This window comes from Streptomyces sp. NPDC048389, assembly GCF_040706335.1.
GTDB lineage: Bacteria > Actinomycetota > Actinomycetes > Streptomycetales > Streptomycetaceae > Streptomyces.
Window position 1 is genome coordinate 200,124 of record NZ_JBEZKP010000002.1, and the last position, 23,023, is coordinate 223,146.

Annotated in this window: 21 protein-coding genes; 20 read left to right on the forward strand and 1 reads right to left on the reverse strand. The window is 70.8% G+C overall.

Annotated features, from left to right (window positions below; all coding sequences use genetic code 11):
• Positions 1-36: 36 nt before the first annotated feature.
• The 14 genes from AB0903_RS02715 to nusB all read left to right on the forward strand — a co-directional run bounded on the left by AB0903_RS02715 (position 37) and on the right by nusB (position 14,067).
• Positions 37-468 carry a DUF948 domain-containing protein gene (locus AB0903_RS02715; RefSeq protein ID WP_366698221.1) on the forward strand — a complete coding sequence of 144 codons (432 nt, stop codon included), beginning with the start codon at positions 37-39 and terminating at the stop codon, positions 466-468.
• A gap of 3 nt (positions 469-471) precedes the next feature.
• Entirely contained in the window at positions 472-891 is a 420-nt protein-coding gene (locus AB0903_RS02720) for a DUF6167 family protein (RefSeq protein ID WP_366698223.1), read from the forward strand.
• On the forward strand, positions 891-3,575 hold the full coding sequence (alaS, locus tag AB0903_RS02725) for an alanine--tRNA ligase (protein ID WP_366698225.1): 2,685 nt from the start codon (positions 891-893) through the stop codon (positions 3,573-3,575). The genes AB0903_RS02720 and alaS overlap by 1 nt, the downstream gene beginning before the upstream one ends.
• A gap of 17 nt (positions 3,576-3,592) precedes the next feature.
• Positions 3,593-4,057, forward strand: coding sequence for a Holliday junction resolvase RuvX (gene ruvX, locus AB0903_RS02730; protein ID WP_366698416.1), 465 nt, complete (start codon positions 3,593-3,595; stop codon positions 4,055-4,057).
• Between the two features lie 102 nt (positions 4,058-4,159).
• The gene (gene mltG / locus AB0903_RS02735; RefSeq protein ID WP_366698227.1) at positions 4,160-5,935 is read left to right on the forward strand and encodes an endolytic transglycosylase MltG; all 1,776 of its coding nucleotides are present in this window, start codon (positions 4,160-4,162) and stop codon (positions 5,933-5,935) included.
• Positions 5,935-6,765 carry a shikimate dehydrogenase gene (locus AB0903_RS02740; protein ID WP_366698229.1) on the forward strand — a complete coding sequence of 277 codons (831 nt, stop codon included), beginning with the start codon at positions 5,935-5,937 and terminating at the stop codon, positions 6,763-6,765. Before mltG ends, AB0903_RS02740 begins: the two co-directional genes overlap by 1 nt.
• A 512-nt stretch (positions 6,766-7,277) precedes the next feature.
• Entirely contained in the window at positions 7,278-8,462 is a 1,185-nt protein-coding gene (gene aroC / locus AB0903_RS02745; RefSeq protein WP_366698231.1) for a chorismate synthase, read from the forward strand.
• A 29-nt stretch (positions 8,463-8,491) separates the two neighbouring features.
• Positions 8,492-8,974, forward strand: a complete 483-nt coding sequence (locus tag AB0903_RS02750) for a shikimate kinase (protein WP_366698418.1) — start codon at positions 8,492-8,494, stop codon at positions 8,972-8,974.
• The gene (gene aroB, locus AB0903_RS02755) at positions 8,971-10,065 is read left to right on the forward strand and encodes a 3-dehydroquinate synthase (RefSeq protein WP_366698233.1); all 1,095 of its coding nucleotides are present in this window, start codon (positions 8,971-8,973) and stop codon (positions 10,063-10,065) included. Before AB0903_RS02750 ends, aroB begins: the two co-directional genes overlap by 4 nt.
• On the forward strand, positions 10,062-10,502 hold the full coding sequence (locus tag AB0903_RS02760) for a type II 3-dehydroquinate dehydratase (protein ID WP_366698235.1): 441 nt from the start codon (positions 10,062-10,064) through the stop codon (positions 10,500-10,502). Before aroB ends, AB0903_RS02760 begins: the two co-directional genes overlap by 4 nt.
• A 177-nt stretch (positions 10,503-10,679) precedes the next feature.
• Positions 10,680-11,516, forward strand: a complete 837-nt coding sequence (locus tag AB0903_RS02765) for a Pro-rich N-terminal domain-containing protein (protein WP_366698237.1) — start codon at positions 10,680-10,682, stop codon at positions 11,514-11,516.
• Between the two features lie 372 nt (positions 11,517-11,888).
• Positions 11,889-13,007 carry an aminopeptidase P family protein gene (locus tag AB0903_RS02770; RefSeq protein WP_366698239.1) on the forward strand — a complete coding sequence of 373 codons (1,119 nt, stop codon included), beginning with the start codon at positions 11,889-11,891 and terminating at the stop codon, positions 13,005-13,007.
• A gap of 62 nt (positions 13,008-13,069) precedes the next feature.
• On the forward strand, positions 13,070-13,636 hold the full coding sequence (gene efp, locus AB0903_RS02775) for an elongation factor P (RefSeq protein ID WP_366698241.1): 567 nt from the start codon (positions 13,070-13,072) through the stop codon (positions 13,634-13,636).
• 2 nt (positions 13,637-13,638) lie between these two features.
• Complete coding sequence (nusB, locus tag AB0903_RS02780; protein ID WP_366698243.1) at positions 13,639-14,067, forward strand: transcription antitermination factor NusB; 429 nt, start codon at positions 13,639-13,641, stop codon at positions 14,065-14,067.
• Positions 14,068-14,270: 203 nt separating this feature from the next.
• Here the strand turns inward: nusB and bldD are convergent, their stop codons facing one another.
• Positions 14,271-14,771 (reverse strand): transcriptional regulator BldD, encoded by a 501-nt coding sequence (gene bldD / locus AB0903_RS02785; protein WP_329828429.1) that lies wholly within the window; start codon positions 14,769-14,771, stop codon positions 14,271-14,273.
• Positions 14,772-15,000: 229 nt separating this feature from the next.
• Between bldD and pyrR the strand changes: the two genes are divergently transcribed.
• From pyrR to carB, 6 genes are all read left to right on the forward strand, one after another.
• Positions 15,001-15,579: a bifunctional pyr operon transcriptional regulator/uracil phosphoribosyltransferase PyrR gene (gene pyrR / locus AB0903_RS02790; protein ID WP_366698245.1), complete on the forward strand. Its 579-nt coding sequence runs from the start codon at positions 15,001-15,003 to the stop codon at positions 15,577-15,579.
• A 90-nt stretch (positions 15,580-15,669) separates the two neighbouring features.
• Positions 15,670-16,707, forward strand: a complete 1,038-nt coding sequence (locus tag AB0903_RS02795; RefSeq protein WP_366698247.1) for an aspartate carbamoyltransferase catalytic subunit — start codon at positions 15,670-15,672, stop codon at positions 16,705-16,707.
• Positions 16,708-16,711: 4 nt separating this feature from the next.
• Positions 16,712-17,998, forward strand: coding sequence for a dihydroorotase (locus AB0903_RS02800; RefSeq protein ID WP_366698249.1), 1,287 nt, complete (start codon positions 16,712-16,714; stop codon positions 17,996-17,998).
• On the forward strand, positions 17,995-18,561 hold the full coding sequence (locus AB0903_RS02805) for a hypothetical protein (RefSeq protein ID WP_366698251.1): 567 nt from the start codon (positions 17,995-17,997) through the stop codon (positions 18,559-18,561). The genes AB0903_RS02800 and AB0903_RS02805 overlap by 4 nt, the downstream gene beginning before the upstream one ends.
• Positions 18,558-19,709, forward strand: coding sequence for a glutamine-hydrolyzing carbamoyl-phosphate synthase small subunit (gene carA / locus AB0903_RS02810; protein WP_366698253.1), 1,152 nt, complete (start codon positions 18,558-18,560; stop codon positions 19,707-19,709). The genes AB0903_RS02805 and carA overlap by 4 nt, the downstream gene beginning before the upstream one ends.
• The gene (gene carB, locus AB0903_RS02815) at positions 19,702-23,010 is read left to right on the forward strand and encodes a carbamoyl-phosphate synthase large subunit (protein ID WP_366698255.1); all 3,309 of its coding nucleotides are present in this window, start codon (positions 19,702-19,704) and stop codon (positions 23,008-23,010) included. Before carA ends, carB begins: the two co-directional genes overlap by 8 nt.
• The last annotated feature ends 13 nt before the right edge of the window (positions 23,011-23,023 follow it).

Here is a 23,023-nt window from a genome sequence, read left to right on the forward strand (position 1 = left end):
CCCGAGTACCCGAAGACGAGCAGAGAGCGGTGCGCAGTGACCGGTGGAGAGGTTGCCGGGATTCTGGTGGCCGTCTTCTGGGCGATCTTGGTCTCCTTCCTCGCCGTGGTGCTGGTGAGGCTGGCCCAGACGCTCAGGGCGACCACCGAACTCGTGGCGGACGTGACCGAACAGGCCGTGCCCCTGCTGGCCGACGCCTCGGCGACGGTCCGCTCCGCGCAGACCCAGCTCGATCGGGTGGACGCCATCGCGACGGACGTCCAGGAGGTCACCTCCAACGCCTCCGCGCTCTCCACGACGGTCGCCTCCACCTTCGGCGGCCCGCTGGTCAAGGTCGCCGCGTTCGGATACGGCGTCCGCCGCGCCATGAGCCGCAAGGACGACGACAAGCCGGTCAGGCCGTCGCGCCGCGCCGTGATCGTCGGCCGTACCGTGCCGGGTGCCCGGCGCAAGGACCGGAAGGGCTGAGGCATGTTCCGCCGCACGTTCTGGTTCACCGCCGGCGCGGCAGCCGGTGTGTGGGCCACCACCAAGGTCAACCGCAAGCTCAAGCAGCTCACCCCGGAAAGCCTTGCCGCGCAGGCCGCGAACAGGGCGGTCGACGCCGGCCACCGGCTCAAGGACTTCGCGCTCGACGTCAGGTCGGGAATGGTCCAGCGTGAAGGCGAACTCGCCGAGGTGCTGGGGCTGCGCGCCTCCGTCGACCCCGAGCTCCCCGCGCAGCGCGGAAAGGCGGCGATCGGGCGGGGTGAGCCCGCGCGGATCACCTACCTGCACGGCAAGACGTCACACCACAAGCCTGCGCAGCACGACAGGCATGCGAACACCGAGCCCTCGCACGGCGAAGAGCCGTACGACGAGCACCAGTACAACCGGAATGAGGACCACTGATGGAGTCGGCTGAGATCCGCCGCCGCTGGCTGAGCTTCTTCGAGGAGCGCGGGCACACCGTCGTCCCTTCGGCGTCGGTCATCGCGGACGACCCGACTCTGCTCCTCGTCCCCGCGGGCATGGTCCCGTTCAAGCCGTACTTCCTGGGCGAGGTCAAGCCGCCCGCCCCGCGCGTGACCAGTGTGCAGAAGTGCGTGCGCACGCCGGACATCGAAGAGGTCGGCAAGACCACCCGACACGGCACGTTCTTCCAGATGTGCGGCAACTTCTCGTTCGGCGACTACTTCAAGGAAGGCGCCATCGAGCTCGCCTGGGAGCTGCTCACCAGCCCCCGGGACAAGGGAGGTTACGGCCTCGAGCCGGAGAAGCTCTGGATCACCGTCTACCTGGACGACGACGAGGCCGAGCGGATCTGGCGCGAGAAGATCGGCGTGCCCGCCGAGCGCATCCAGCGCCTCGGCAAGAAGGACAACTTCTGGTCGATGGGCGTCCCCGGACCGTGCGGTCCCTGCTCCGAGATCAACTACGACCGCGGTCCGGAGTTCGGTGAGGAAGGCGGCCCCGCCGTCAACGACGAGCGCTACGTGGAGATCTGGAACCTGGTCTTCATGCAGTACGAGCGCGGCGCCGGCGACGGCAAGGAGGATTTCCCCATCCTCGGTGACCTGCCGAGCAAGAACATCGACACCGGTCTCGGTCTCGAGCGCCTCGCCATGATCCTGCAGGGCGTGCGGAACATGTACGAGACCGACACCCTGCGCGTCGTCATGGACAAGGCCACCGAGCTCACCGGCGTCCGCTACGGCGAGAAGCACGAGACCGACGTCTCCATGCGCGTGGTCGCCGACCACATCCGCACCTCCACGATGCTCATCGGCGACGGCGTCACCCCCGGCAACGAGGGCCGCGGCTACGTGCTGCGCCGCATCATGCGCCGCGCCATCCGCAACATGCGCCTGATGGGTGCCACGGGCCCGGTCGTCAAGGACCTCGTCGACGTCGTGATCGACACCATGGGGCAGCAGTACCCGGAGCTGATCACCGACCGCAGCCGGATCGAGACCGTCGCCCTCGCCGAGGAGGCCGCCTTCCTCAAGGCCCTCAAGAGCGGCACCAACATCCTCGACACCGCTGTCACCGAGACGAAGGCCGCCGGCGGTACCGTGCTCTCCGGCGACAAGGCGTTCCTGCTCCACGACACCTGGGGCTTCCCGATCGACCTCACCCTCGAGATGGCCGCCGAGCAGGGCCTGTCCGTGGACGAGGACGGCTTCCGCCGCCTGATGAAGGAGCAGCGGGACAAGGCCAAGGCCGACGCCAAGGCCAAGAAGACCGGCCACGCCAATCTCTCCGCCTACCGTGAGGTCGCCGACGCCTCCGGCAACACCGAGTTCACCGGCTACACCTCCACCGAGGGCGAGTCCACCGTCGTCGGACTGCTCGTCGACGGTGTCTCCTCCCCGGCCGCCTCCGAGGGCGACGAGGTCGAGGTCGTCCTCGACCGCACCCCCTTCTACGCCGAGGGCGGCGGCCAGCTCGCCGACCAGGGCCGGATCAAGCTCCACTCGGGCGCGGTCATCCAGGTCCGCGACGTGCAGCAGCCCGTTCCGGGCGTCAGCGTCCACAAGGGTGTCGTCCAGGTCGGCGAGGTCACCGTCGGCGCCTCCGCCTACGCCGCCATCGACGTACGCCGCCGTCGCGCCATCGCCCGTGCCCACAGCGCCACCCACCTCACCCACCAGGCGCTGCGCGACGCCCTCGGGCCGACGGCCGCCCAGGCCGGCTCGGAGAACTCGCCGGGCCGGTTCCGCTTCGACTTCGGTTCGCCGAACGCCGTCCCCGGCACGGTCCTCACCGACGTCGAACAGAAGATCAACGAGATCCTCGCCCGCGAACTCGACGTGCACGCCGAGGTCATGGGCATCGACGAGGCCCGGAAGCAGGGCGCCATCGCCGAGTTCGGCGAGAAGTACGGCGAGCGGGTGCGCGTCGTGACCATCGGCGACTTCTCCAAGGAGCTGTGCGGCGGCACGCACGTCCACAACACGGCCCAGCTGGGTCTGGTGAAGCTGCTCGGTGAGTCGTCCATCGGCTCCGGAGTCCGCCGCGTCGAGGCCCTCGTCGGTGTCGACGCGTACAGCTTCCTCGCCAAGGAGCACACGGTCGTCGCCCAGCTCCAGGAGCTGGTCAAGGGCCGCTCCGAGGAACTGCCGGAGAAGATCGCCGCCATGCTCGGCAAGCTGAAGGATGCCGAGAAGGAGATCGAGAAGTTCCGCGCGGAGAAGGTGCTGGGCGCCGCCGCCGGTCTCGCCGAGGGCGCCAAGGACGTCCGCGGCGTCGCCCTGGTCACGGGCACCGTCCCGGACGGGACGTCCGCCGACGACCTGCGCAAGCTGGTGCTCGACGTCCGCGGTCGGCTGGATCAAATGTCGGGGGCCGGCGACCGCCCGGCCGTCGTCGCCGTGTTCACCACGGCGAACGGGCGTCCGCTGACCGTCATCGCCACCAACGAGGCCGCCCGCGAGCGCGGCCTCAAGGCCGGCGACCTGGTCCGCACCGCCGCCAAGACGCTGGGCGGCGGCGGAGGCGGCAAGCCGGACGTCGCCCAGGGCGGCGGCCAGAACCCGGACGCCATCGGTGACGCCGTGGCGGCCGTCGAGCGCCTCGTCGCCGAGACCGCGTGACCGAGGACAGGCCGCAGATGCGCCGCGGACGCCGGCTCGCGATCGACGTCGGGGACGCCCGGATCGGGGTCGCCTCGTGCGACCCCGACGGGCTCCTCGCCACACCGGTGGAGACCGTGCCGGGACGCGACGTCCCGGCCGCCCACCGGCGGCTGCGCCAACTGGTCGAGGAGTACGAGCCGATCGAGATCGTGGTCGGCCTGCCCCGCTCGCTCAGCGGGCGGGAGGGGCCGGCGGCCAAGAAGATCCGCGGCTTCGCCCGCACGCTCGCCCAGGGCGTCAAGCCGGTGCCGGTCCGCCTCGTCGACGAGAGGATGACCACAGTGACGGCCACTGCGGGCCTGCGCGCTTCAGGCGTGAAGTCCAAAAAGGGCAGGTCCGTCATCGATCAGGCTGCAGCTGTGGTGATCCTTCAGAACGCTCTGGAGTCCGAACGGGCGTCAGGCACTGCCCCGGGTGAGGGCGTCGAACCGATTGTCTGATCGCGATACGGTAACGTTCCGCGCGATGCGGCGGTGTTCGAACAGCCGCCGCACAGAGAAGAGGCGGATGGTTTCGCGCCGTCTCGCGGCCCTAGGGGATCGATGACTGAGTATGGCCGGGGCCCCGGCTCCGAACCGTGGCATCCCGAGGACCCCTACTACGGGGACCGGGGATGGGGAGGACAGCAGCCCGCGACCGGTCACGCTCAGTACAGCGACCAGGCCCAGCAGCAGTACCCGCACCAGGCCCAGCAGCAGGACGCCTACGCACAGGACCCGCACGCACAGGACGCCTACGCACAGGACACGTATGCGCAGGAGCAGTACGGGAACCAGCAGTACGGGAACCAGCAGGGCGAACAACAACAGTACGGCGAGCAGCCGTATCAGGACCCGTACCAGCAGTCCGGTGGGCAGCAGCAGTATCAGGACCCGTACCAGCAGCAGCATTACGACGGCGGCTGGGAGACGGGGCAGCAGCCGCAGATGCCCTACGGCGACGACCCGTCGGCCACGTACGGCGGCCAGCCGGGCGGCTACGCCGGCCAGCAGCAGGCCGACTACTTCGGCACGTCCGAGGCATACCCGCCGCCGAAGCCCCCAGGGCGGCGGCGCCGGGCCGAGCCGGAACCGGCCACCGACTGGGACGCCGAGGCCCAGCAGGAGGAGACCCACCCCTTCTTCACCGGCAACGACGACGCGGACGACGGCCGTGACGACCACGACGAGCAGCCCCGCGATCCTCGAGGGGGCGGCGGAGGCCGTGACCGCCGCGGCAAGGGGAAGACCAAGAAGAAGGGCGGCCGCAACGGCGTGGCCTGCCTGGTCGTCGCCACGGTCCTGCTGGGCGGCCTCGGGGCCGTCGGCTACTACGGGTACACGTTCTTCCAGGACCAGTTCGGGGAGCCCGAGGACTTCCAGGGCACGGGCATCGCCACGACCGTCGAGGTGACGATTCCGAAGGGCGCCACCGGCAGCGAGATCGGCAACATCCTCAAGAAGAACGGCGTGGTCAAGAGTGTCGACGCCTTCGTGGCCGCCCAGATCAAGAACCCCAGGGGCGGCAGCATCCAGGACGGTGTCTACCTCCTGAAGAAGGAGCAGTCGGCCGAGAGCGCGGTCAAGACGATGCTCGACCCGGCCAGCCACAACAACCTGATCATCGCCGAGGGAAAACGCAACGCTGCCGTCTACGAGCTGATCGACAAGCGCCTCGACCTCAAGGCGGGCACCACCGAGAAGGTCGCCGAGGACAAGGCGGACAGCCTCGGCCTGCCCGACTGGGCCAAGAACCACAAGGACGTCAAGGACCCCCTCGAAGGCTTCCTCTTCCCCGCCGCGTACCCGGTCTCCAAGGACGACAAGCCCGAGTCGATCCTGAAGAAGATGGTCGCCCGCGCCAATGCGGAGTACGACGAGGCGGGTCTGGAGTCGAAGGCCGAGGGCCTCGGTCTCGAAGGCCCCTGGGAGCTGCTCACCCTCGCCAGCCTGGTCCAGGTCGAGGGCAAGACGCACGACGACTTCCGCAAGATGTCGGAGGTCGTCTACAACCGTCTCAAGCCCTCCAACACCGAGACCAACCAACTCCTGCAGTTCGACTCGGCCTTCAACTACCTCATGCGACAGAGCGAGATCGACATCTCCGAGGACGAGATCAACAGCAATCAGGACCCGTACAACACGTACACCCAGAAGGGTCTGACGCCGGGGCCCATCAGCAACCCCGGCAACGAGGCACTGACCGCGGCCCTCAACCCGACGGACGACGGCTGGCTGTACTTCGTGGCGACGGACGGCATGAACAAGACCGAGTTCGCGAAGACGCTCGCCGAGCACCAGAAGCTGGTGGACAAGTTCAACGACTCGCGAGGCAACTGATGTCCTCTCCCCGTCACCGTGCCGCGGTTCTCGGCTCGCCCATCGCGCACTCCCTCTCCCCGGTGCTGCACCGCGCCGCCCATGCCGCGCTCGGTCTGAGCGACTGGACCTACGACCGGTTCGAGGTCGACGAGGCGGCGCTGCCCGGGTTCGTCGCCGGGCTGGACGCGTCATGGGCGGGCCTTTCGCTGACCATGCCGCTCAAGCGGGCGATCATCCCGCTGCTCGACGAGATCAGCGACACCGCCGCCTCCGTCGAGGCCGTCAACACGGTGGTGTTCACCGAGGACGGCCGCCGGCTGGGCGACAACACCGACATCCCCGGGATGGTCGCGGCACTGCGGGAGCGCGGCGTCGAGAAGGTCGACTCCGCCGCCGTCCTCGGCGCCGGCGCCACCGCCTCCTCGGCGCTCGCCGCCCTCGCCCGCGTCTGCACCGGCCCCGTCACCGCGTACGTCCGGAGCGAGGCCCGGGCCGCCGAGATGCGCGGCTGGGGCGAGCGTCTCGGGGTCGACGTGCGCACCGCGGACTGGTCGGACGCGGCCCACGCCCTGCGCGCCCCCCTGGTCATCGCCACGACGCCCGCCGGTACGACGGACGCGCTCGCGACGGACGTGCCCACCACCCCGGGCACGCTCTTCGACGTGCTGTACGACCCGTGGCCGACGCCCCTGGCCGCCGCCTGGTCCGGGAACGGCGGCGGGGTCGTCGGTGGGCTCGACCTCCTCGTCCACCAGGCGGTGTTCCAGGTCGAGGAGATGTCGGGCCGCTCGCCGGGACCGCTGCGCGAGATGCGGGCAGCAGGCGAACGCGCGCTCGCTTCTCGATAGGATCTTCCTCTGGTTCCGACGAGCACCGGGGGAGACGCAGTCATGGAAACCGGTCAGCCGCAGGCGTCGATCCTCAAGCGCGTCCTCGGGGCGGGGCGTTCTGCAGCTCCTGCCGGACCGGCTGGAGATCCTGCTCCTTGTCTGCTCGTCGCGGTGATCCTGTTCGGCTGGGTGCAGGCGAACAGAGGGAAGGCCGCCCGGCGCCGTGCCGCCGGGTCCCCTCAGCCCGTTCCCCCGCCGCCGGGCGCCCAGGGGCGGGGCGCCGACCATCCCGGTCCGTACGCCCCGGCCGCCGGTCGGCCCGACGCGCACACGCCGAGCGGGGCCGACTTCCTCGGCGCGTACGCCCTGCGCGGCGCCGGGACGGTGACCGACCGGCGTCCACAGCGCGTCCGCCTACTGGACCGGAGACCGGATGGCGGCCGGGGACGTGGGAGGATCGGATCAGGCGGGCCAGGGCCGCGCACCCGGCCGCGCCGTCGCAGTTCGAGGCGCGAGCATGAGGAGCACCGTTGAGCAGGTTGCGTTGGCTGACCGCGGGCGAGTCGCACGGACCCGCACTGGTGGCGACGCTGGAGGGTCTTCCCGCCGGTGTGCCGATCACCACGGACATGGTGGCGGACCATCTCGCCCGGCGGCGCCTCGGGTACGGGCGCGGCGCCCGGATGAAGTTCGAGCGGGACGAGGTCACCTTCCTCGGCGGTGTGCGCCACGGTCTGACCATGGGCTCCCCGGTGGCCGTCATGGTCGGCAACACCGAGTGGCCGAAGTGGGAGAAGGTCATGGCGGCCGACCCCGTCGACCCCGACGAGCTGGCCCGGCTGGCCCGTAACGCGCCGCTGACCCGGCCCAGGCCCGGCCACGCCGACCTCGCCGGTATGCAGAAGTACGCGCTGGAGGAGGCCCGCCCGATCCTGGAGCGCGCGAGCGCCCGCGAGACCGCCGCACGCGTCGCGCTCGGCGCGGTGGTCCGGTCGTACCTGAAGGAGACGACGGGCATCGAGATCGTCTCCCACGTGGTGGAGCTGGCGGCGGCCAAGGCCCCGTACGGGGTGGTCCCCGTCCCCGCCGACGAGGAACGCCTCGACGCGGACCCGGTGCGCTGCCTCGACGCCGACGCGAGCAAGGCGATGGTCGCCGAGATCGACCAGGCCCACAAGGACGGCGACACGCTCGGCGGCGTGGTCGAGGTCCTGGCGTACAACGTGCCCGTCGGTCTCGGGTCCCACGTCCACTGGGACCGCAGGCTCGACGCGCGCCTCGCGGCCGCGCTGATGGGCATCCAGGCGATCAAGGGCGTCGAGGTGGGCGACGGCTTCGAGCTGGCCCGCGTGCCCGGCTCGAAGGCACACGACGAGATCGTCTCCACCGACGAGGGCATCCGCCGCACCACCGGCCGTTCCGGCGGCACGGAGGGCGGCATGTCCACCGGCGAGCTGCTGCGGGTCCGCGCCGCGATGAAGCCGATCGCGACCGTGCCGCGCGCGCTGAAGACCATCGACGTCGAGACGGGCGAGCCCGCGGCGGCCCACCACCAGCGCTCCGACGTCTGCGCCGTACCCGCCGCGGGCATCGTGGCCGAGGCGATGGTGGCCCTGGTCCTGGCGGACGCGGTCGCCGAGAAGTTCGGCGGCGACAGCGTCACCGAGACGCGCCGCAACGTCCGCGCGTACCTCGACAACCTCCACATCCGGTGAGCGGCCCGCAGATCGTCCTGGTCGGGCCGATGGGCTCGGGCAAGTCCACGGTCGGCGAGCTGCTCGCCGACCGGCTGGGCGTGGCCTTCCGGGACACCGACGCGGACATCGTCGCCGCCGAGGGGCGCGAGATCTCCGACATCTTCGTCGAGGACGGCGAGGACCGCTTCCGCACCCTCGAACGCGCGGCCGTGCGGACGGCCGTCGCCGATCACACGGGCGTCCTCGCTCTCGGCGGCGGCGCGATCCTCGACGACGGGACGCGCGAGCTGCTCGCCGGCCTGCCCGTCGTGTACCTCTCGATGGACGTGGACGAGGCGGTGAAGCGCGTGGGCCTCAACACCGCGAGGCCGCTGCTCGCCGTCAATCCGCGCCGTCAGTGGCGCGAGCTGATGGAAGCCCGCCGCCACCTCTACACCGAAGTGGCCCGCGTGGTCGTGGCAACCGACGACCGCACCCCCGAAGAGGTCGCGCAGGCGGTCCTCGACGCACTGGAGCTGAAGGACGCATGACTGATCAGGCAATGACCCGTATCCAGGTCGGCGGCACGGCCGGCTCCGACCCGTACGAGGTGCTGGTCGGGCGGCAGCTGCTCGGCGAGCTGCCGGGCCTGATCGGGACGCGGGCCCGGCGGGTGGCGGTCATCCACCCGGAGGCGCTCGCGGAGACCGGTGAGGCGCTGCGTGCCGACATCGCCGACCAGGGGTACGAGGCCGTCGCGATCCAGGTGCCGAACGCGGAGGAGGCCAAGACGGCCGAGGTCGCCGCCTACTGCTGGAAGGCCCTCGGCCAGACCGGCTTCACCCGCACCGACGTCATCGTCGGCGTCGGCGGCGGCGCGACCACCGACCTCGCCGGCTTCGTCGCGGCTACCTGGCTGCGCGGTGTGCGCTGGATCGCCGTGCCCACCACCGTGCTCGCCATGGTCGACGCGGCGGTCGGCGGCAAGACCGGCATCAACACCGCGGAGGGCAAGAACCTCGTCGGCGCGTTCCACCCGCCGGCCGGTGTGCTCTGCGACCTGGCGGCGCTGGACTCGCTGCCGGTCAACGACTACGTCAGCGGCATGGCGGAGATCATCAAGGCCGGCTTCATCGCCGACCCGGTCATCCTCGACCTCGTCGAGGCCGACCCGCAGGGTGCCCGGACGCCCGCGGGGCCGCACACCGCCGAGCTGATCGTGCGCTCCATCCAGGTCAAGGCCGACGTCGTCTCCAGCGACCTCAAGGAGGCCGGACTCCGCGAGATCCTCAATTACGGGCACACCCTCGCGCACGCCATCGAGAAGAACGAGCGCTACAAGTGGCGGCACGGCGCCGCCGTCTCCGTGGGCATGGTCTTCGCCGCCGAACTCGGCCGCCTGGCGGGGCGGTTGGACGACGCCACCGCCGACCGGCACCGCAGCGTCCTCGAATCCGTGGGCCTGCCGCTCACCTACCGCGGCGACCAGTGGCCCGAACTGCTGGAGACCATGAAGGTCGACAAGAAGTCCCGCGGCAACCTGCTGCGCTTCATCGTCCTCGACGGCCTCGGCAAGCCCACCGTCCTGGAAGGCCCCGACCCCGCGGTCCTGCTCGCCGCGTACGGGGAGGTCTCCGCGTGAGCCGCCGGGTCCTGGTGCTCAACGGGCCGAACCTCGGCCGCCTCGGCTCCCGCGAGCCCGACGTCTACGGAGCGACCTCCTACGCCGGTCTGGTCGGCACCTGCCAGGCCCTCGGCAAGGAGCTCGGCTTCGACGTGGAGGTACGGGAGACGAACGACGAGGGCGAGATGATCCGCTGGCTGCACGAGGCGGCGGACGGTTCCGTCCCGGTCGTGCTCAACCCGGGTGCCTTCACGCACTATTCGTACGGGATGCGTGACGCCGCCGCCCAGCGTACGGCCCCGCTCATCGAGGTCCACATCTCCAACCCGTACACCCGCGAGACATTCCGCCACACGTCGGTCGTCGCGGCGGTGGCCAGCGGCACGGTGGCGGGCTTCGGCATCGGCTCCTACCGGCTCGCGCTGCGCGCGCTGGCGGAGGAACTCGGCGGCTGACGGGGCGCCCCCTCGCCTCGGCGCCTCAGCGGGCACTTCGCGCCGTTCCGGGCCGTTGACGTTACGGCGGCCGGGCCGGCGGCACGTCCGAGCGGCACCAGGCGGGTACCGTTCGGTAGCACGACGGCCGACGGCCGTTCGATCAAGCGTCAGTCGCACGAGACGGAGTGGCACCGGATGCAGCACGCAGTGGGGGCTCCGCTGCCGCCGCCCCACGGACCGGGGCAGGGACCGGCCGGATGGATACACAGCGCACAGCACCCGGGCCCCGGTCCGGGCCTGCCCGCAGGGCCGCCTCCGCCGCCCCCCGCGCCGCCCGGTGCCCCCGTGGGGCCGCCCGCACCCGGCTGGGCCGGGCCGCCGCAGCCCTCCCGTGAGGCGACCGGCCACGTCCAGCTCCCGCCAGGCGGACCCGTCCCCATACCCGCGCCGCCCCCGGCGGACAGCGGCACCGGCGCGGCCATGCTCGCCGTGCTGCTCATCGGCCCGGCCGGAGCGGGCAAGACCACGGTGGCGCGCCACTGGGCCAGCAACCGCCGGGTGCCCACGGCGCACATCAGCCTCGACGACGTACGGGAATGGGTCTGCTCCGGTTTCGCCGACCCCCAGTCGGGCTGGAACGACAACTCCGAGGCCCAGTACCGCCTCGCCCGCCGCACCTGCGGCTTCGCCGCGCGCAACTTCCTGGCGAACGGCATCTCCTGCATCCTCGACGATGCGGTCTTCCCCGACCGCCCCGTCGTCGGCCTCGGCGGCTGGAAGCGCCACGTCGGTCCCGGCCTGCTGCCGGTCGTCCTCCTGCCCGGCCTCGAGATCGTCCTCGAACGCAACGCGGAGCGCAGCGGCAACCGTCGCCTGTCCGACGAGGAGGTCGCCGGCATCCACGGGCGGATGGCCGGGTGGTACGGGTCGGGCCTGCCGATCATCGACAACTCGAAGTACGACGTGGAGACGACGGCGCGGGTGCTGGACGACGTCCTGGCCCGGGCGATCGCGAGCCCGCCGAGCTGGTAGGGGACCGTGCGGGGGGCGTCCGCTGCGCGGGCTTGCCCCCTCCCCGCCCCTTCCCCGTAACCGGGGCAGGCCCCGGACCCCGTGCGGCCTTCGGCCGTGCCCTCAAACGCCGGGCGGGCTGCATACGCAGCCCCGCTGGGGGCACCTCCCACGGCCGCCGGGCCGTAGGGGGAGATTGAGGCGCGGGGGTCCGGGGGCGGAGCACCCGGTTCGGGAAGGGCCGGGAAGGGCCGGGGAGGGGAACAGCCCGCCGCAGGCGCCCCGCCCCGCCCACGGCGACCTCGCGACCGCGACCCGCCGCCGACCCCACGTGGCGGACCCGCTCGGCCGTGTCACCGAGCCCCGGGCCCCCCGCACTCGTACGCTCGGAGAATGTCTGAGGTGTATGGGGTCCGTCGCGGCCGACTGCGGGACCGCTGTACCGCGACCGGCAGCGCGGCGGCCCTGATCTCCCGGCCCGCCAACGTCCGCTATCTCGCGGGAGGCGCCCCGCCCGGCGCCGTGCTGCTCCTCGGGCCCGGCGACGACGTGCTGCTCTGTCCGCGCACGCCCGCCGCCGGCGCCCCGGGCGCCCCCGCCGACGGCCGGCCGGACGACGGACTGCGGCTCGTCGCACTGCCGACGTCCGCAGGCGACGCCGCGGTCGCGGCCGCGGAGCTGGCCCGTACGGACGGCGTGGAGTCGCTCGCGGTCGAGGAGCACCATCTGACGGTCACCAGACATCGCGCGCTGCGCTCCGTCGCGCCCCGGCTGCGCCTCGCCGATCTCGGGCTCGCGGTCGAGCAGCAGCGGATCGTCAAGGACGAGGACGAGATCGCCTGTCTGCGCATCGCCGCCGAGATCACCGACCAGGCCCTCGGCGAACTGCTCGAATCCATCCTCGTGGGCCGTACCGAGCGGCATCTGGCCCTCGAGCTGGAGCGTCGGCTCGTCGACCACGGTGCCGACGGCCCCGCGTTCGCGACCTCCGTCGCCACCGGACCGAACTCGGGCCGGGTGGGCCACCGGCCGGGCGACCGGCGGGTCGAGGAGGGAGATTTCCTCTCCGTGTGTCTCGGCGCGAACTACCGCGGCTACCGCTGCGAGATCGGCCGTACCTTCGTGATCGGCACCTCCCCGGCGGGCTGGCAGATCGAGCTCTACGATCTCGTCTTCGCCGCTCAGCGGGCCGGTCGGGAGGCCCTGCTGCCCGGGACCGCGTACCGGGAGGTCGACCACGCGGCACGGCAGATCCTGGACGCCGCGGGCCACGGGGAGGACCTCACCTCGCGTACGGGCCACGGTGTCGGGCTCGAAATCGACGAGGACCCGCAGCTCGCCCCTGCGGCCATGGGTAAACTGGACGCTTGTGTGCCGGTCACCGTCGAACCGGGGGTCCACCTCCCGGGGCGGGGCGGGGTCCGGATCGATGACACGCTCGTCGTACGCCAGGAGGCGGACGGCGGACCCGAGCTACTCACCATCACGACCAAGGAGCTGCTCGCGCTGTAGCCGAGCTGCGGTGCGAAAGCCTTGGTCGTCCACCCAGCGTCAGTCCAGGAGATTCCGCAACCGTGGCTTCCACGAACGACCTCAAGAACGGCATGGTGCTCAAGCTCGACGGAGGCCAGCTCTGGTCCGTCGTCGAGTTCCAGCACGTCAAGCCCGGCAAGGGCCCGGCCTTCGTGCGCACCAAGCTCAAGAACGTGCTCTCCGGCAAGGTCGTCGACAAGACCTTCAACGCCGGCGTGAAGGTCGAGACGGCCACCGTCGACCGGCGCGACATGCAGTTCTCGTACATGGACGGCGAGTACTTCGTCTTCATGGACATGCAGACGTACGACCAGTTGATGATCGACCGCAAGCAGGTCGGTGACACCGCGAACTTCCTCATCGAGGGCTTCACGGCCAGCGTCGCGCAGCACGAGGGCGAGGTGCTCTACGTGGAGCTGCCGGCCGCCGTCGAGCTCACCATCCAGCACACCGACCCCGGTGTGCAGGGCGACCGCTCCACCGGCGGCTCCAAGCCGGCCACCCTGGAGACCGGCTACGAGATCCAGGTCCCGCTCTTCATCACGACGGGCGAGAAGATCAAGGTCGACACCCGTTCCGGCGACTACCTCGGCCGGGTGAACAGCTAACCGTGGCTGCCCGTAACAAGGCCCGCAAGCGTGCCTTCCAGATCCTCTTCGAGGCCGACCAGCGCGGGGCGTCCGTGCAGAGCGTCCTCGCGGACTGGGTCCGGCACGCCCGTACCGACGAGCGGCAGCCGCCGGTCGCCGAGTACACGATGGACCTCGTCGAGGGGTACGCGCAGTACGCGGACCGCATCGACGAACTCATCGCCACCTACGCCGTCGGCTGGACGATCGACCGCATGCCGGTCGTCGACCGGAACATCCTCCGGCTGGGGGCCTACGAGCTGGTCTGGAAGGACGAGACCCCGGACGCGGTGGTGATCGACGAGGCGGTGCAGCTCGCCAAGGAGTTCTCCACGGACGAGTCCCCGGCATTCGTGAACGGCCTGCTCGGCCGTTTCAAGGACCTCAAGCCGAGCCTGCGCCGCGACTGACGCGGCGGCGCCCCGGTTCCCCGGGCCCGGTGGGGGAAGACGTGCCGTCTTCCCCCACCGGGCCCGGCGCGTTTGCCGCGCTCTGCGCAGGGCGGCACCGGCCGATGCCGCCCTGCGGTGGGACGACGGAGGGCGGGACCGGTCCGGACCGGTCCCGCCCTCCGCGGCGTGACGTTTTTTCAGTTCAGGTGCAGGCTCGTGCGTCAGCTCTCGTCGTGCGCCACCGCGCGGCGGGCGTCCGCGTCCAGCACGCCCCAGCTGATGAGCTGTTCGGTCAGGACCGACGGCGACTGGTCGTAGATCACCGCGAGCGTACGCAGGTCGTCCTGGCGGATCGACAGCACCTTGCCGTTGTAGTCACCGCGCTGCGACTGGATCGTCGCCGCGTACCGCTGGAGCGGGCCCGCCTTCTCCTGGGGGACGTGCGCCAGGCGCTCCAGGTCCAGGACGAGCTTCGGCGGCGGCTCGGCGGCCCCGCCCGGCGTCGTGCCCGGGAGCAGCTCCTGGACCGGAACGCCGTAGAAGTCCGCCAGCTCGGCGAGGCGCTGCACGGTCACGGCGCGGTCGCCGCGCTCGTACGAGCCGACCACCACGGCCTTCCAGCGGCCCTGGGACTTCTCTTCCACGCCATGGAGGGACAGTCCCTGCTGGGTGCGGATGGCGCGGAGCTTGGCCCCGAGCTGTTTTGCGTATTCGCTGGACATATAGCTCCCCGGACGCTGTGACAACGTGCGGCTCCGCCGCGCGACTGGTAACTCACTGTGAGGTTACGCAGCGTGACTTGGATGAGTCAAGCCGAATGGTCCGGACCGGTTTCGGCCGGCGGCCGGCCGGCCCGGATCAGTACACCCATCAAGCCCTGGTAACGTGGACTGCGCAATTCCGACGTCCTTTAAGGTCCGTCCCGTGAGGCGGAGAAGGAGGTCCTTTTTCATGGACGCTTCCAGCAGTTCCGATGCCGCCCGGCCCGTTCTCGAGGGCCCCGACATCGCGCGGGTACTGACCCGTATCGCCCACGAGATCGTCGAGCGCGCCAAGGGCGCGGACGACGTGGTACTCCTCGGCATCCCCACCCGCGGTGTCTGCCTGGCCCGCCGACTGGCCGAAAAGCTTCAGAGCATCACCGGCCGGAAGATCCCGGTCGGCTCGCTCGACATCACCATGTACCGGGACGACCTGCGGCTCAAGCCCGCGCGTGCCCTCGAGCGCACCGAGATCCCCGGCGACGGCATCGACGGCCGTCTCGTCGTCCTCGTCGACGACGTCCTCTTCTCCGGCCGCACCATCCGGGCGGCCCTCGACGCCCTCGGCGACCTCGGCCGCCCCCGGGCTGTGCAGCTCGCCGTCCTGGTCGACCGCGGCCACCGCGAGCTGCCCATCCGCGCCGACTACGTCGGCAAGAACCTTCCCACGTCGCTGCGCGAGACGGTCAAGGTCCTGCTCGACGAGGAGGACGGCCGCGACGCCGTGCTGCTCGGCGAACGGCAGGCCGCTCCGGCCGGCGAGCGGTAGCGGCCCCGTACGGCCCACCCCTTCGTACGGCGTGCCCTTCCGTGCGCCCGCATGCCTCGAAAACCTCCACAGACCTGGAGAAATCCCCCGATGATGCGCCACCTCATCTCGGCCGCCGATCTCACGCGCGACGAAGCCGTCCTCATCCTCGACACCGCGGAGGAAATGGCCCGGGTCGCCGACCGGCCGATCAAGAAGCTGCCGGCCCTGCGCGGTCGTACCGTCTGCAACCTCTTCTTCGAGGACTCCACGCGGACCCGCATCTCCTTCGAAGCGGCGGAGAAGCGGCTCTCCGCGGACGTCATCAACTTCGCGGCCAAGGGCTCGAGCGTCTCCAAGGGCGAGTCCCTGAAGGACACCGCGCAGACGCTGGCGGCGATGGGCGTCGACGCCGTCGTCATCCGGCACGGCGCGTCCGGCGCCCCCTACCGCCTCGCCAACTCCGGATGGATCGACGCCCCCGTCGTCAACGCCGGCGACGGTACCCACCAGCACCCCACGCAGGCCCTGCTCGACGCGTTCACCATGCGCCGCCGCCTCGTCGGCAGGGACGCCGGCCTCGGCCACGACCTGGCCGACCGGCGCATCACGATCGTCGGCGACATCCTGCACAGCCGGGTCGCCCGCTCCAACGTCGACCTGCTGCACACTCTCGGCGCCGAGGTCACCCTCGTCGCCCCGCCGACCCTGGTGCCGGTCGGCGTGGAGACCTGGCCCTGCGAGGTCTCGTACGACCTGGACTCCACCCTGACCAAGTCCGACGCCGTGATGATGCTCCGCGTCCAGCGCGAGCGAATGAACGCCGCCTTCTTCCCGACCGAGCGCGAGTACTCGCGGCGCTACGGACTGGACGGCGAGCGGATGGCGAAGATGCCGGAGCACGCGATCGTGATGCACCCCGGCCCGATGGTCCGCGGCATGGAGATCACCGCAGAGGTCGCCGACTCCGACCGCTGCACGGTCGTCGAGCAGGTCGCCAACGGTGTCTCCATCCGCATGGCCGTGCTGTACCTGCTGCTGGGTGGGAACGAGTCCGATGTCCCCGCCACCACCCGCCCGTCCGTCTCCCACCCCCACCCTTCCAACGAGCGCTCCGCGCACACCATCGCTGCGGCCGAGGAGAAGTAAGACCATGAGCAAGATCCTGATCCGCGGTGCGAAGGTACTCGGTGGAGACCCCCAGGACGTTCTGATCGACGGCGGGACGATCGCACAGACCGGTACCGGGCTGTCGGGCGAGGGCGCCCGGGTGATCGAGGCGGAAGGGCAGATCCTGCTGCCGGGCCTCGTCGACCTGCACACCCATCTGCGCGAGCCCGGCCGCGAGGACTCGGAGACCGTCCTCACCGGTACCCGCGCCGCCGCGAGCGGCGGCTACACGGCCGTGTTCGCCATGGCCAACACGTTTCCCGTCGCCGACACCGCCGGTGTCGTCGAGCAGGTCTACCGGCTCGGCAAGGAGTCCGGCTACTGCGACGTGCAGCCCATCGGCGCCGTCACGGTGGGCCTCGAGGGCAAGAAGCTCGCCGAGCTCGGCGCCATGCACGAGTCCGCGGCCGGGGTCACCGTCTTCTCCGACGACGGCAAGTGCGTCGACGACGCAGTGATGATGCGCCGGGCACTGGAGTACGTGAAGGCGTTCGGCGGCGTCGTCGCCCAGCACGCACAGGAGCCGCGCCTCACGGAGGGCGCCCAGATGAACGAGGGCATCGTCTCCGCCGAGCTGGGACTCGGCGGCTGGCCCGCCGTCGCCGAGGAGTCGATCATCGCCCGCGACGTGCTGCTCGCCGAGCACGTCGGCTCCCGTGTCCACATCTGCCACCTCTCCACCGCCGGGTCCGTCGAGATCGTCCGATGGGCCAAGTCCCGCGGCATCGACGTCACCGCCGAGGTCACCCCGCACCACCTGCTGCTGACCGACGAGCTGGTCCGCTCCTACAACCCGGTCTACAAGGTCAACCCGCCGCTGCGCACCGAGCGGGACGTCATGGCGCTGCGTGAGGCCCTCGCCGACGGCACCATCGACATCGTCGCCACCGACCATGCCCCGCACCCGCACGAGGACAAGGACTGCGAGTGGGCGGCGGCCGCCATGGGCATGGTCGGTCTGGAGACCGCCCTCTCCGTCGTCCAGCAGACGATGGTGGAGACGGGACTGCTCGACTGGGCGGGCGTCGCCGACCGGATGTCGTTCAAGCCCGCGCGGATCGGACAGGCCAAGGGACACGGCCGGCCCGTCTCGGCTGGTGAGCCCGCCAACCTCACTCTGGTCGATCCGGCATACCGTGGTGCGGTGGACCCCGCGGGCTTCGCCTCCCGCAGCCGCAACACCCCCTACGAGGGCCGCGAGCTGCCGGGGCGCGTCACCCATACCTTCCTGCGGGGCCGGGCGACGCTCGTGGACGGGAAGCTGGCGTGACACCTGTACTGATCACCATGGCCATGGAAAAGAAGTCGGCGGAGGTGACCGACTGGGCCGCCCGCATCGGCTGGGTCGTCGGCCTGCTGCTCTTCGTCGTGTTCGTCTACTGGCTGATGCGCCAGGGCTGGAAGTGGCGCGGCAGCCTCCAGTCGGACCTGCCGGAGCTGCCCACCGCGCCCGCCGAGCCCGGCGAGGCGAAACTGACGATGACCGGTCGCTACCACGGCTCCACCACCGCCGGGCAGTGGCTCGACCGGATCGTCGCCCACGGGCTCGGCACCCGCAGCCGCGCCGAGCTCACCCTCACGGAACAGGGCCTGGTCGTGGAGCGCCCCGGTGCGCAGGACTTCTTCGTACCGGCGGCGGCGCTGCGCGAGGCCCGGCTCGACAAGGGCATCGCGGGCAAGGTCCTCGCCGAGGGCGGTCTGCTGATCGTCACCTGGGCGCACGGCGGCAAGCTGATCGACTCCGGCTTCCGCTCCGACCACGCGGCTGAACAGAGCACATGGGTCGAGAGTCTGACCAACATGATCAACACGACGGAAGGCGCCGCACGATGACGATCTCCAAGCCGGGGAACGCCTCGAAGAGGAAGGAGGTGTCTCCCGCCGTGCTCGTCCTGGAGGACGGCCGCACCTTCCGCGGCCGTGCCTACGGGGCCGTGGGGGAGACCTTCGGCGAGGCGGTGTTCAACACCGGCATGACCGGCTACCAGGAGACCCTCACCGACCCCTCGTACCACCGCCAGGTGGTCGTGATGACCGCGCCGCACGTCGGCAACACGGGCGTCAACGACGAGGACGACGAGTCGAAGAAGATCTGGGTCGCCGGCTACGTCGTACGCGACCCCGCCCGTATCCCCTCGAACTGGCGCTCGCGCCGCACCCTCGACGACGAACTGACGTCCCAGGGCGTCGTCGGCATCAGCGGCATCGACACCCGAGCCCTCACCCGCCATCTGCGTGAGCGGGGCGCGATGCGCGTCGGTATCTTCTCCGGCGAGGCGCTGGCCGACGACGCGACGCTGCTCGCCCGCGTCCAGCAGGCCCCCGAGATGAAGGGCGCAGACCTCTCCGCCGAGGTCGCCACCACCGAGGCGTACGTCGTCCCGGCCATCGGGAGCAAGAAGTTCACCGTCGCCGCCCTCGACCTCGGCATCAAGGGCATGACCCCGCACCGGATGGCGGAGCGCGGCATAGAGGTCCACGTCCTGCCCGCCACCGCGACCGCCGACGACGTCTACGCCGTGAACCCGGACGGCGTCTTCCTCTCGAACGGCCCTGGCGACCCGGCCACCGCCGACCTGACCGTCATCAAGTCGGTCCTGGAGCGCAGGACGCCGCTGTTCGGCATCTGCTTCGGCAACCAGCTGCTCGGCCGCGCCCTCGGCTTCGGTACGTACAAGCTGAAGTACGGTCACCGCGGTATCAACCAGCCCGTGCAGGACCGCACCACCGGCAAGGTCGAGGTCACCGCGCACAACCACGGATTCGCCGTCGAGGCCCCCCTCGACAAGGTGTCCGACACCCCCTACGGCCGCGCCGAGGTCTCCCACGTCTGCCTCAACGACAACGTGGTGGAGGGCCTGCGGCTGCTCGACAGGCCGGCCTTCAGCGTCCAGTACCACCCCGAGGCGGCCGCGGGCCCGCACGACGCCGCGTACCTCTTCGACCGCTTTGTATCCCTGATGGAGGCCGAGCGTGCCTAAGCGCACCGATATCCAGTCCGTCCTGGTCATCGGCTCCGGCCCGATCGTCATCGGCCAGGCCGCCGAGTTCGACTACTCCGGCACCCAGGCATGCCGCGTCCTCAAGGCAGAGGGCCTGCGGGTCATCCTGGTCAACTCCAACCCGGCGACGATCATGACCGACCCGGAGATCGCCGACGCCACGTACGTCGAGCCGATCACCCCCGAGTTCGTCGAGAAGATCATCGCCAAGGAGCGCCCCGACGCGCTGCTGCCGACCCTCGGCGGCCAGACCGCCCTCAACACCGCCATCTCCATGCACGAGCAGGGTGTGCTGGAGAAGTACGGTGTCGAGCTGATCGGCGCCAACGTCGAGGCCATCAACAAGGGCGAGGACCGCGACCTGTTCAAGGACGTGGTGGAGGCCGTCCGCGAGAAGATCGGGCACGGCGAGTCCGCCCGTTCGGTCATCTGCCACTCCATGGACGACGTCCTCAAGGGCGTCGACACGCTCGGCGGATACCCCGTCGTCGTCCGCCCCTCCTTCACCATGGGCGGCGCCGGCTCCGGCTTCGCCCACGACGAGGACGAGCTGCGCCGCATCGCCGGCCAGGGCCTGACCCTCTCGCCGACCACCGAGGTGCTCCTGGAGGAGTCCATCCTCGGCTGGAAGGAGTACGAGCTGGAGCTGATGCGCGACAAGCACGACAACGTCGTGGTCGTCTGCTCCATCGAGAACTTCGACCCGATGGGCGTCCACACCGGCGACTCGATCACCGTCGCCCCGGCGATGACCCTCACCGACCGCGAGTACCAGCGGCTGCGCGACATCGGCATCGCGATCATCCGCGAGGTCGGCGTCGACACCGGCGGCTGCAACATCCAGTTCGCGGTCGACCCCGAGGACGGCCGGATCATCGTCATCGAGATGAACCCGCGCGTCTCCCGGTCCTCGGCCCTCGCGTCGAAGGCCACCGGCTTCCCGATCGCCAAGATCGCCGCGAAGCTCGCCGTCGGCTACACCCTGGACGAGATCCCGAACGACATCACCGAGAAGACCCCGGCGTCCTTCGAGCCGACGCTCGACTACGTCGTCGTGAAGGCCCCGCGGTTCGCGTTCGAGAAGTTCCCGTCCGCCGACGCCACCCTCACCACCACCATGAAGTCGGTCGGCGAGGCCATGGCCATCGGCCGCAACTTCACCGAGGCGCTGCAGAAGGCCCTGCGCTCCCTGGAGAAGAAGGGCAGCCAGTTCTCCTTCACCGGCGAGCCGGGCGACAAGGACGAACTGCTGCGGGAGGCCGTGCGGCCCACCGACGGCCGGATCAACACGGTCATGCAGGCGATCCGCGCGGGCGCGACCCCCGAGGAGGTCTTCGAGGCCACCAGGATCGACCCCTGGTTCGTCGACCAGATGTTCCTGATCAAGGAGCACGCGGACGAACTCGCCGCCGTCGAGAAGCTCCACCCCCAGGTGCTCGCCGATGCCAAGCGCCACGGCTTCTCCGACGCCCAGATCGCCGAGATCCGCGGGCTGCGCGAGGACGTCGTCCGCGAGGTCCGGCACGCGCTCGGCATCCGCCCGGTCTACAAGACGGTCGACACCTGCGCCGCCGAGTTCGCGGCCCGCACCCCGTACTTCTACTCGTCCTACGACGAGGAGTCGGAGGTCGCGCCGCGCTCCAAGCCCGCCGTGATCATCCTCGGCTCCGGCCCGAACCGCATCGGCCAGGGCATCGAGTTCGACTACTCCTGCGTCCACGCCTCCTTCGCGCTGCGCGACGCCGGATACGAGACCGTGATGGTCAACTGCAACCCGGAGACCGTCTCCACCGACTACGACACCTCCGACCGCCTGTACTTCGAGCCGCTGACGCTCGAGGACGTGCTGGAGATCGTGCACGCCGAGTCGCTGGCCGGCCCGATCGCCGGTGTCGTCGTCCAGCTCGGCGGGCAGACCCCGCTGGGCCTGGCCCAGGCGCTCAAGGACAACGGCGTCCCGGTCGTCGGCACCCCGCCGGAGGCCATCCACGCCGCCGAGGACCGCGGCGCCTTCGGCCAGGTCCTCGCCGAGGCGGGGCTGCCCGCGCCGAAGCACGGCACGGCCACCACCTTCGCCGGCGCCAAGGCCATCGCCGACGAGATCGGCTACCCGGTCCTGGTCCGCCCGTCGTACGTGCTCGGCGGCCGCGGCATGGAGATCGTCTACGACGAGGCGCGCCTCGAGGCGTACATCGCCGAGTCGACCGAGATCTCCCCGACCCGCCCCGTCCTCGTGGACCGCTTCCTCGACGACGCCATCGAGATCGACGTCGACGCGCTCTACGACGGCCACGAGCTCTACCTCGGCGGCGTCATGGAGCACATCGAGGAGGCCGGCATCCACTCCGGCGACTCCGCCTGCGCGCTGCCTCCGATCACGCTCGGCGGCTTCGACATCAAGCGCCTGCGCATCTCCACCGAGGCCATCGCCAAGGGCGTCGGCGTCCGGGGACTGATCAACATCCAGTTCGCGATGGCCGGCGACATCCTCTACGTGCTCGAGGCCAACCCGCGCGCCTCCCGCACCGTTCCCTTCACCTCGAAGGCGACCGCGGTGCCGCTGGCGAAGGCCGCCGCGCGCATCTCGCTCGGCGCCACCATCGCCGAGCTGCGCGAGGAGGGCCTGCTGCCGAAGAACGGCGACGGGGGCACTCTGCCGCTCGACGCGCCGATCTCCGTCAAGGAGGCCGTCATGCCGTGGTCGCGCTTCCGCGACGTCCACGGCCGCGGTGTGGACACCGTGCTCGGCCCGGAGATGCGCTCCACCGGCGAGGTCATGGGCATCGACTCGGTCTTCGGCACGGCGTACGCCAAGTCGCAGGCCGGCGCGTACGGCCCGCTGCCGACCGGCGGTCGCGCGTTCGTCTCCGTCGCCAACCGCGACAAGCGCTCGATGATCTTCCCGGCCCGCGAACTGGTCGCCCACGGCTTCGAACTGATGGCCACCTCCGGTACCGCCGAGGTCCTCAAGCGCAACGGCATCAACGCCACCATCGTGCGCAAGCAGTCGGAGGGCGAGGGCCCGGACGGCGAGAAGACCATCGTCCAGCTGATCCACGACGGCGAGGTCGACCTCATCGTCAACACGCCCTACGGCACCGGCGGCCGTCTCGACGGCTACGACATCCGCACCGCGGCCGTCGCCCGCGGCGTCCCGTGCCTGACGACGGTCCAGGCGCTCGCCGCCGCCGTCCAGGGCATCGACGCACTGAACCGCGGAGACGTCGGCGTCCGTTCACTGCAGGAACACGCGGAACACCTGACCGCGGCCCGCGACTAGCAACGACGAGGGG

Excerpts from the sequence above, each read along its gene's own strand:
- AB0903_RS02720 (WP_366698223.1), top strand. The coding sequence starts at position 472 with ATGTTCCGCCGCACGTTCTGGTTCACCGCCGGCGCGGCAGCCGGTGTG.
- alaS (WP_366698225.1), top strand. The coding sequence starts at position 891 with ATGGAGTCGGCTGAGATCCGCCGCCGCTGGCTGAGCTTCTTCGAGGAG.
- ruvX (WP_366698416.1), top strand. The coding sequence starts at position 3,593 with ATGCGCCGCGGACGCCGGCTCGCGATCGACGTCGGGGACGCCCGGATC.
- mltG (WP_366698227.1), top strand. The coding sequence starts at position 4,160 with ATGACTGAGTATGGCCGGGGCCCCGGCTCCGAACCGTGGCATCCCGAG.
- AB0903_RS02740 (WP_366698229.1), top strand. The coding sequence starts at position 5,935 with ATGTCCTCTCCCCGTCACCGTGCCGCGGTTCTCGGCTCGCCCATCGCG.
- AB0903_RS02750 (WP_366698418.1), top strand. The coding sequence starts at position 8,492 with ATGGGCTCGGGCAAGTCCACGGTCGGCGAGCTGCTCGCCGACCGGCTG.
- aroB (WP_366698233.1), top strand. The coding sequence starts at position 8,971 with ATGACTGATCAGGCAATGACCCGTATCCAGGTCGGCGGCACGGCCGGC.
- AB0903_RS02765 (WP_366698237.1), top strand. The coding sequence starts at position 10,680 with ATGCAGCACGCAGTGGGGGCTCCGCTGCCGCCGCCCCACGGACCGGGG.
- AB0903_RS02770 (WP_366698239.1), top strand. The coding sequence starts at position 11,889 with ATGTCTGAGGTGTATGGGGTCCGTCGCGGCCGACTGCGGGACCGCTGT.
- bldD (WP_329828429.1), bottom strand. The coding sequence starts at position 14,771 with ATGTCCAGCGAATACGCAAAACAGCTCGGGGCCAAGCTCCGCGCCATC.
- pyrR (WP_366698245.1), top strand. The coding sequence starts at position 15,001 with ATGGACGCTTCCAGCAGTTCCGATGCCGCCCGGCCCGTTCTCGAGGGC.
- AB0903_RS02795 (WP_366698247.1), top strand. The coding sequence starts at position 15,670 with ATGATGCGCCACCTCATCTCGGCCGCCGATCTCACGCGCGACGAAGCC.
- AB0903_RS02800 (WP_366698249.1), top strand. The coding sequence starts at position 16,712 with ATGAGCAAGATCCTGATCCGCGGTGCGAAGGTACTCGGTGGAGACCCC.
- carA (WP_366698253.1), top strand. The coding sequence starts at position 18,558 with ATGACGATCTCCAAGCCGGGGAACGCCTCGAAGAGGAAGGAGGTGTCT.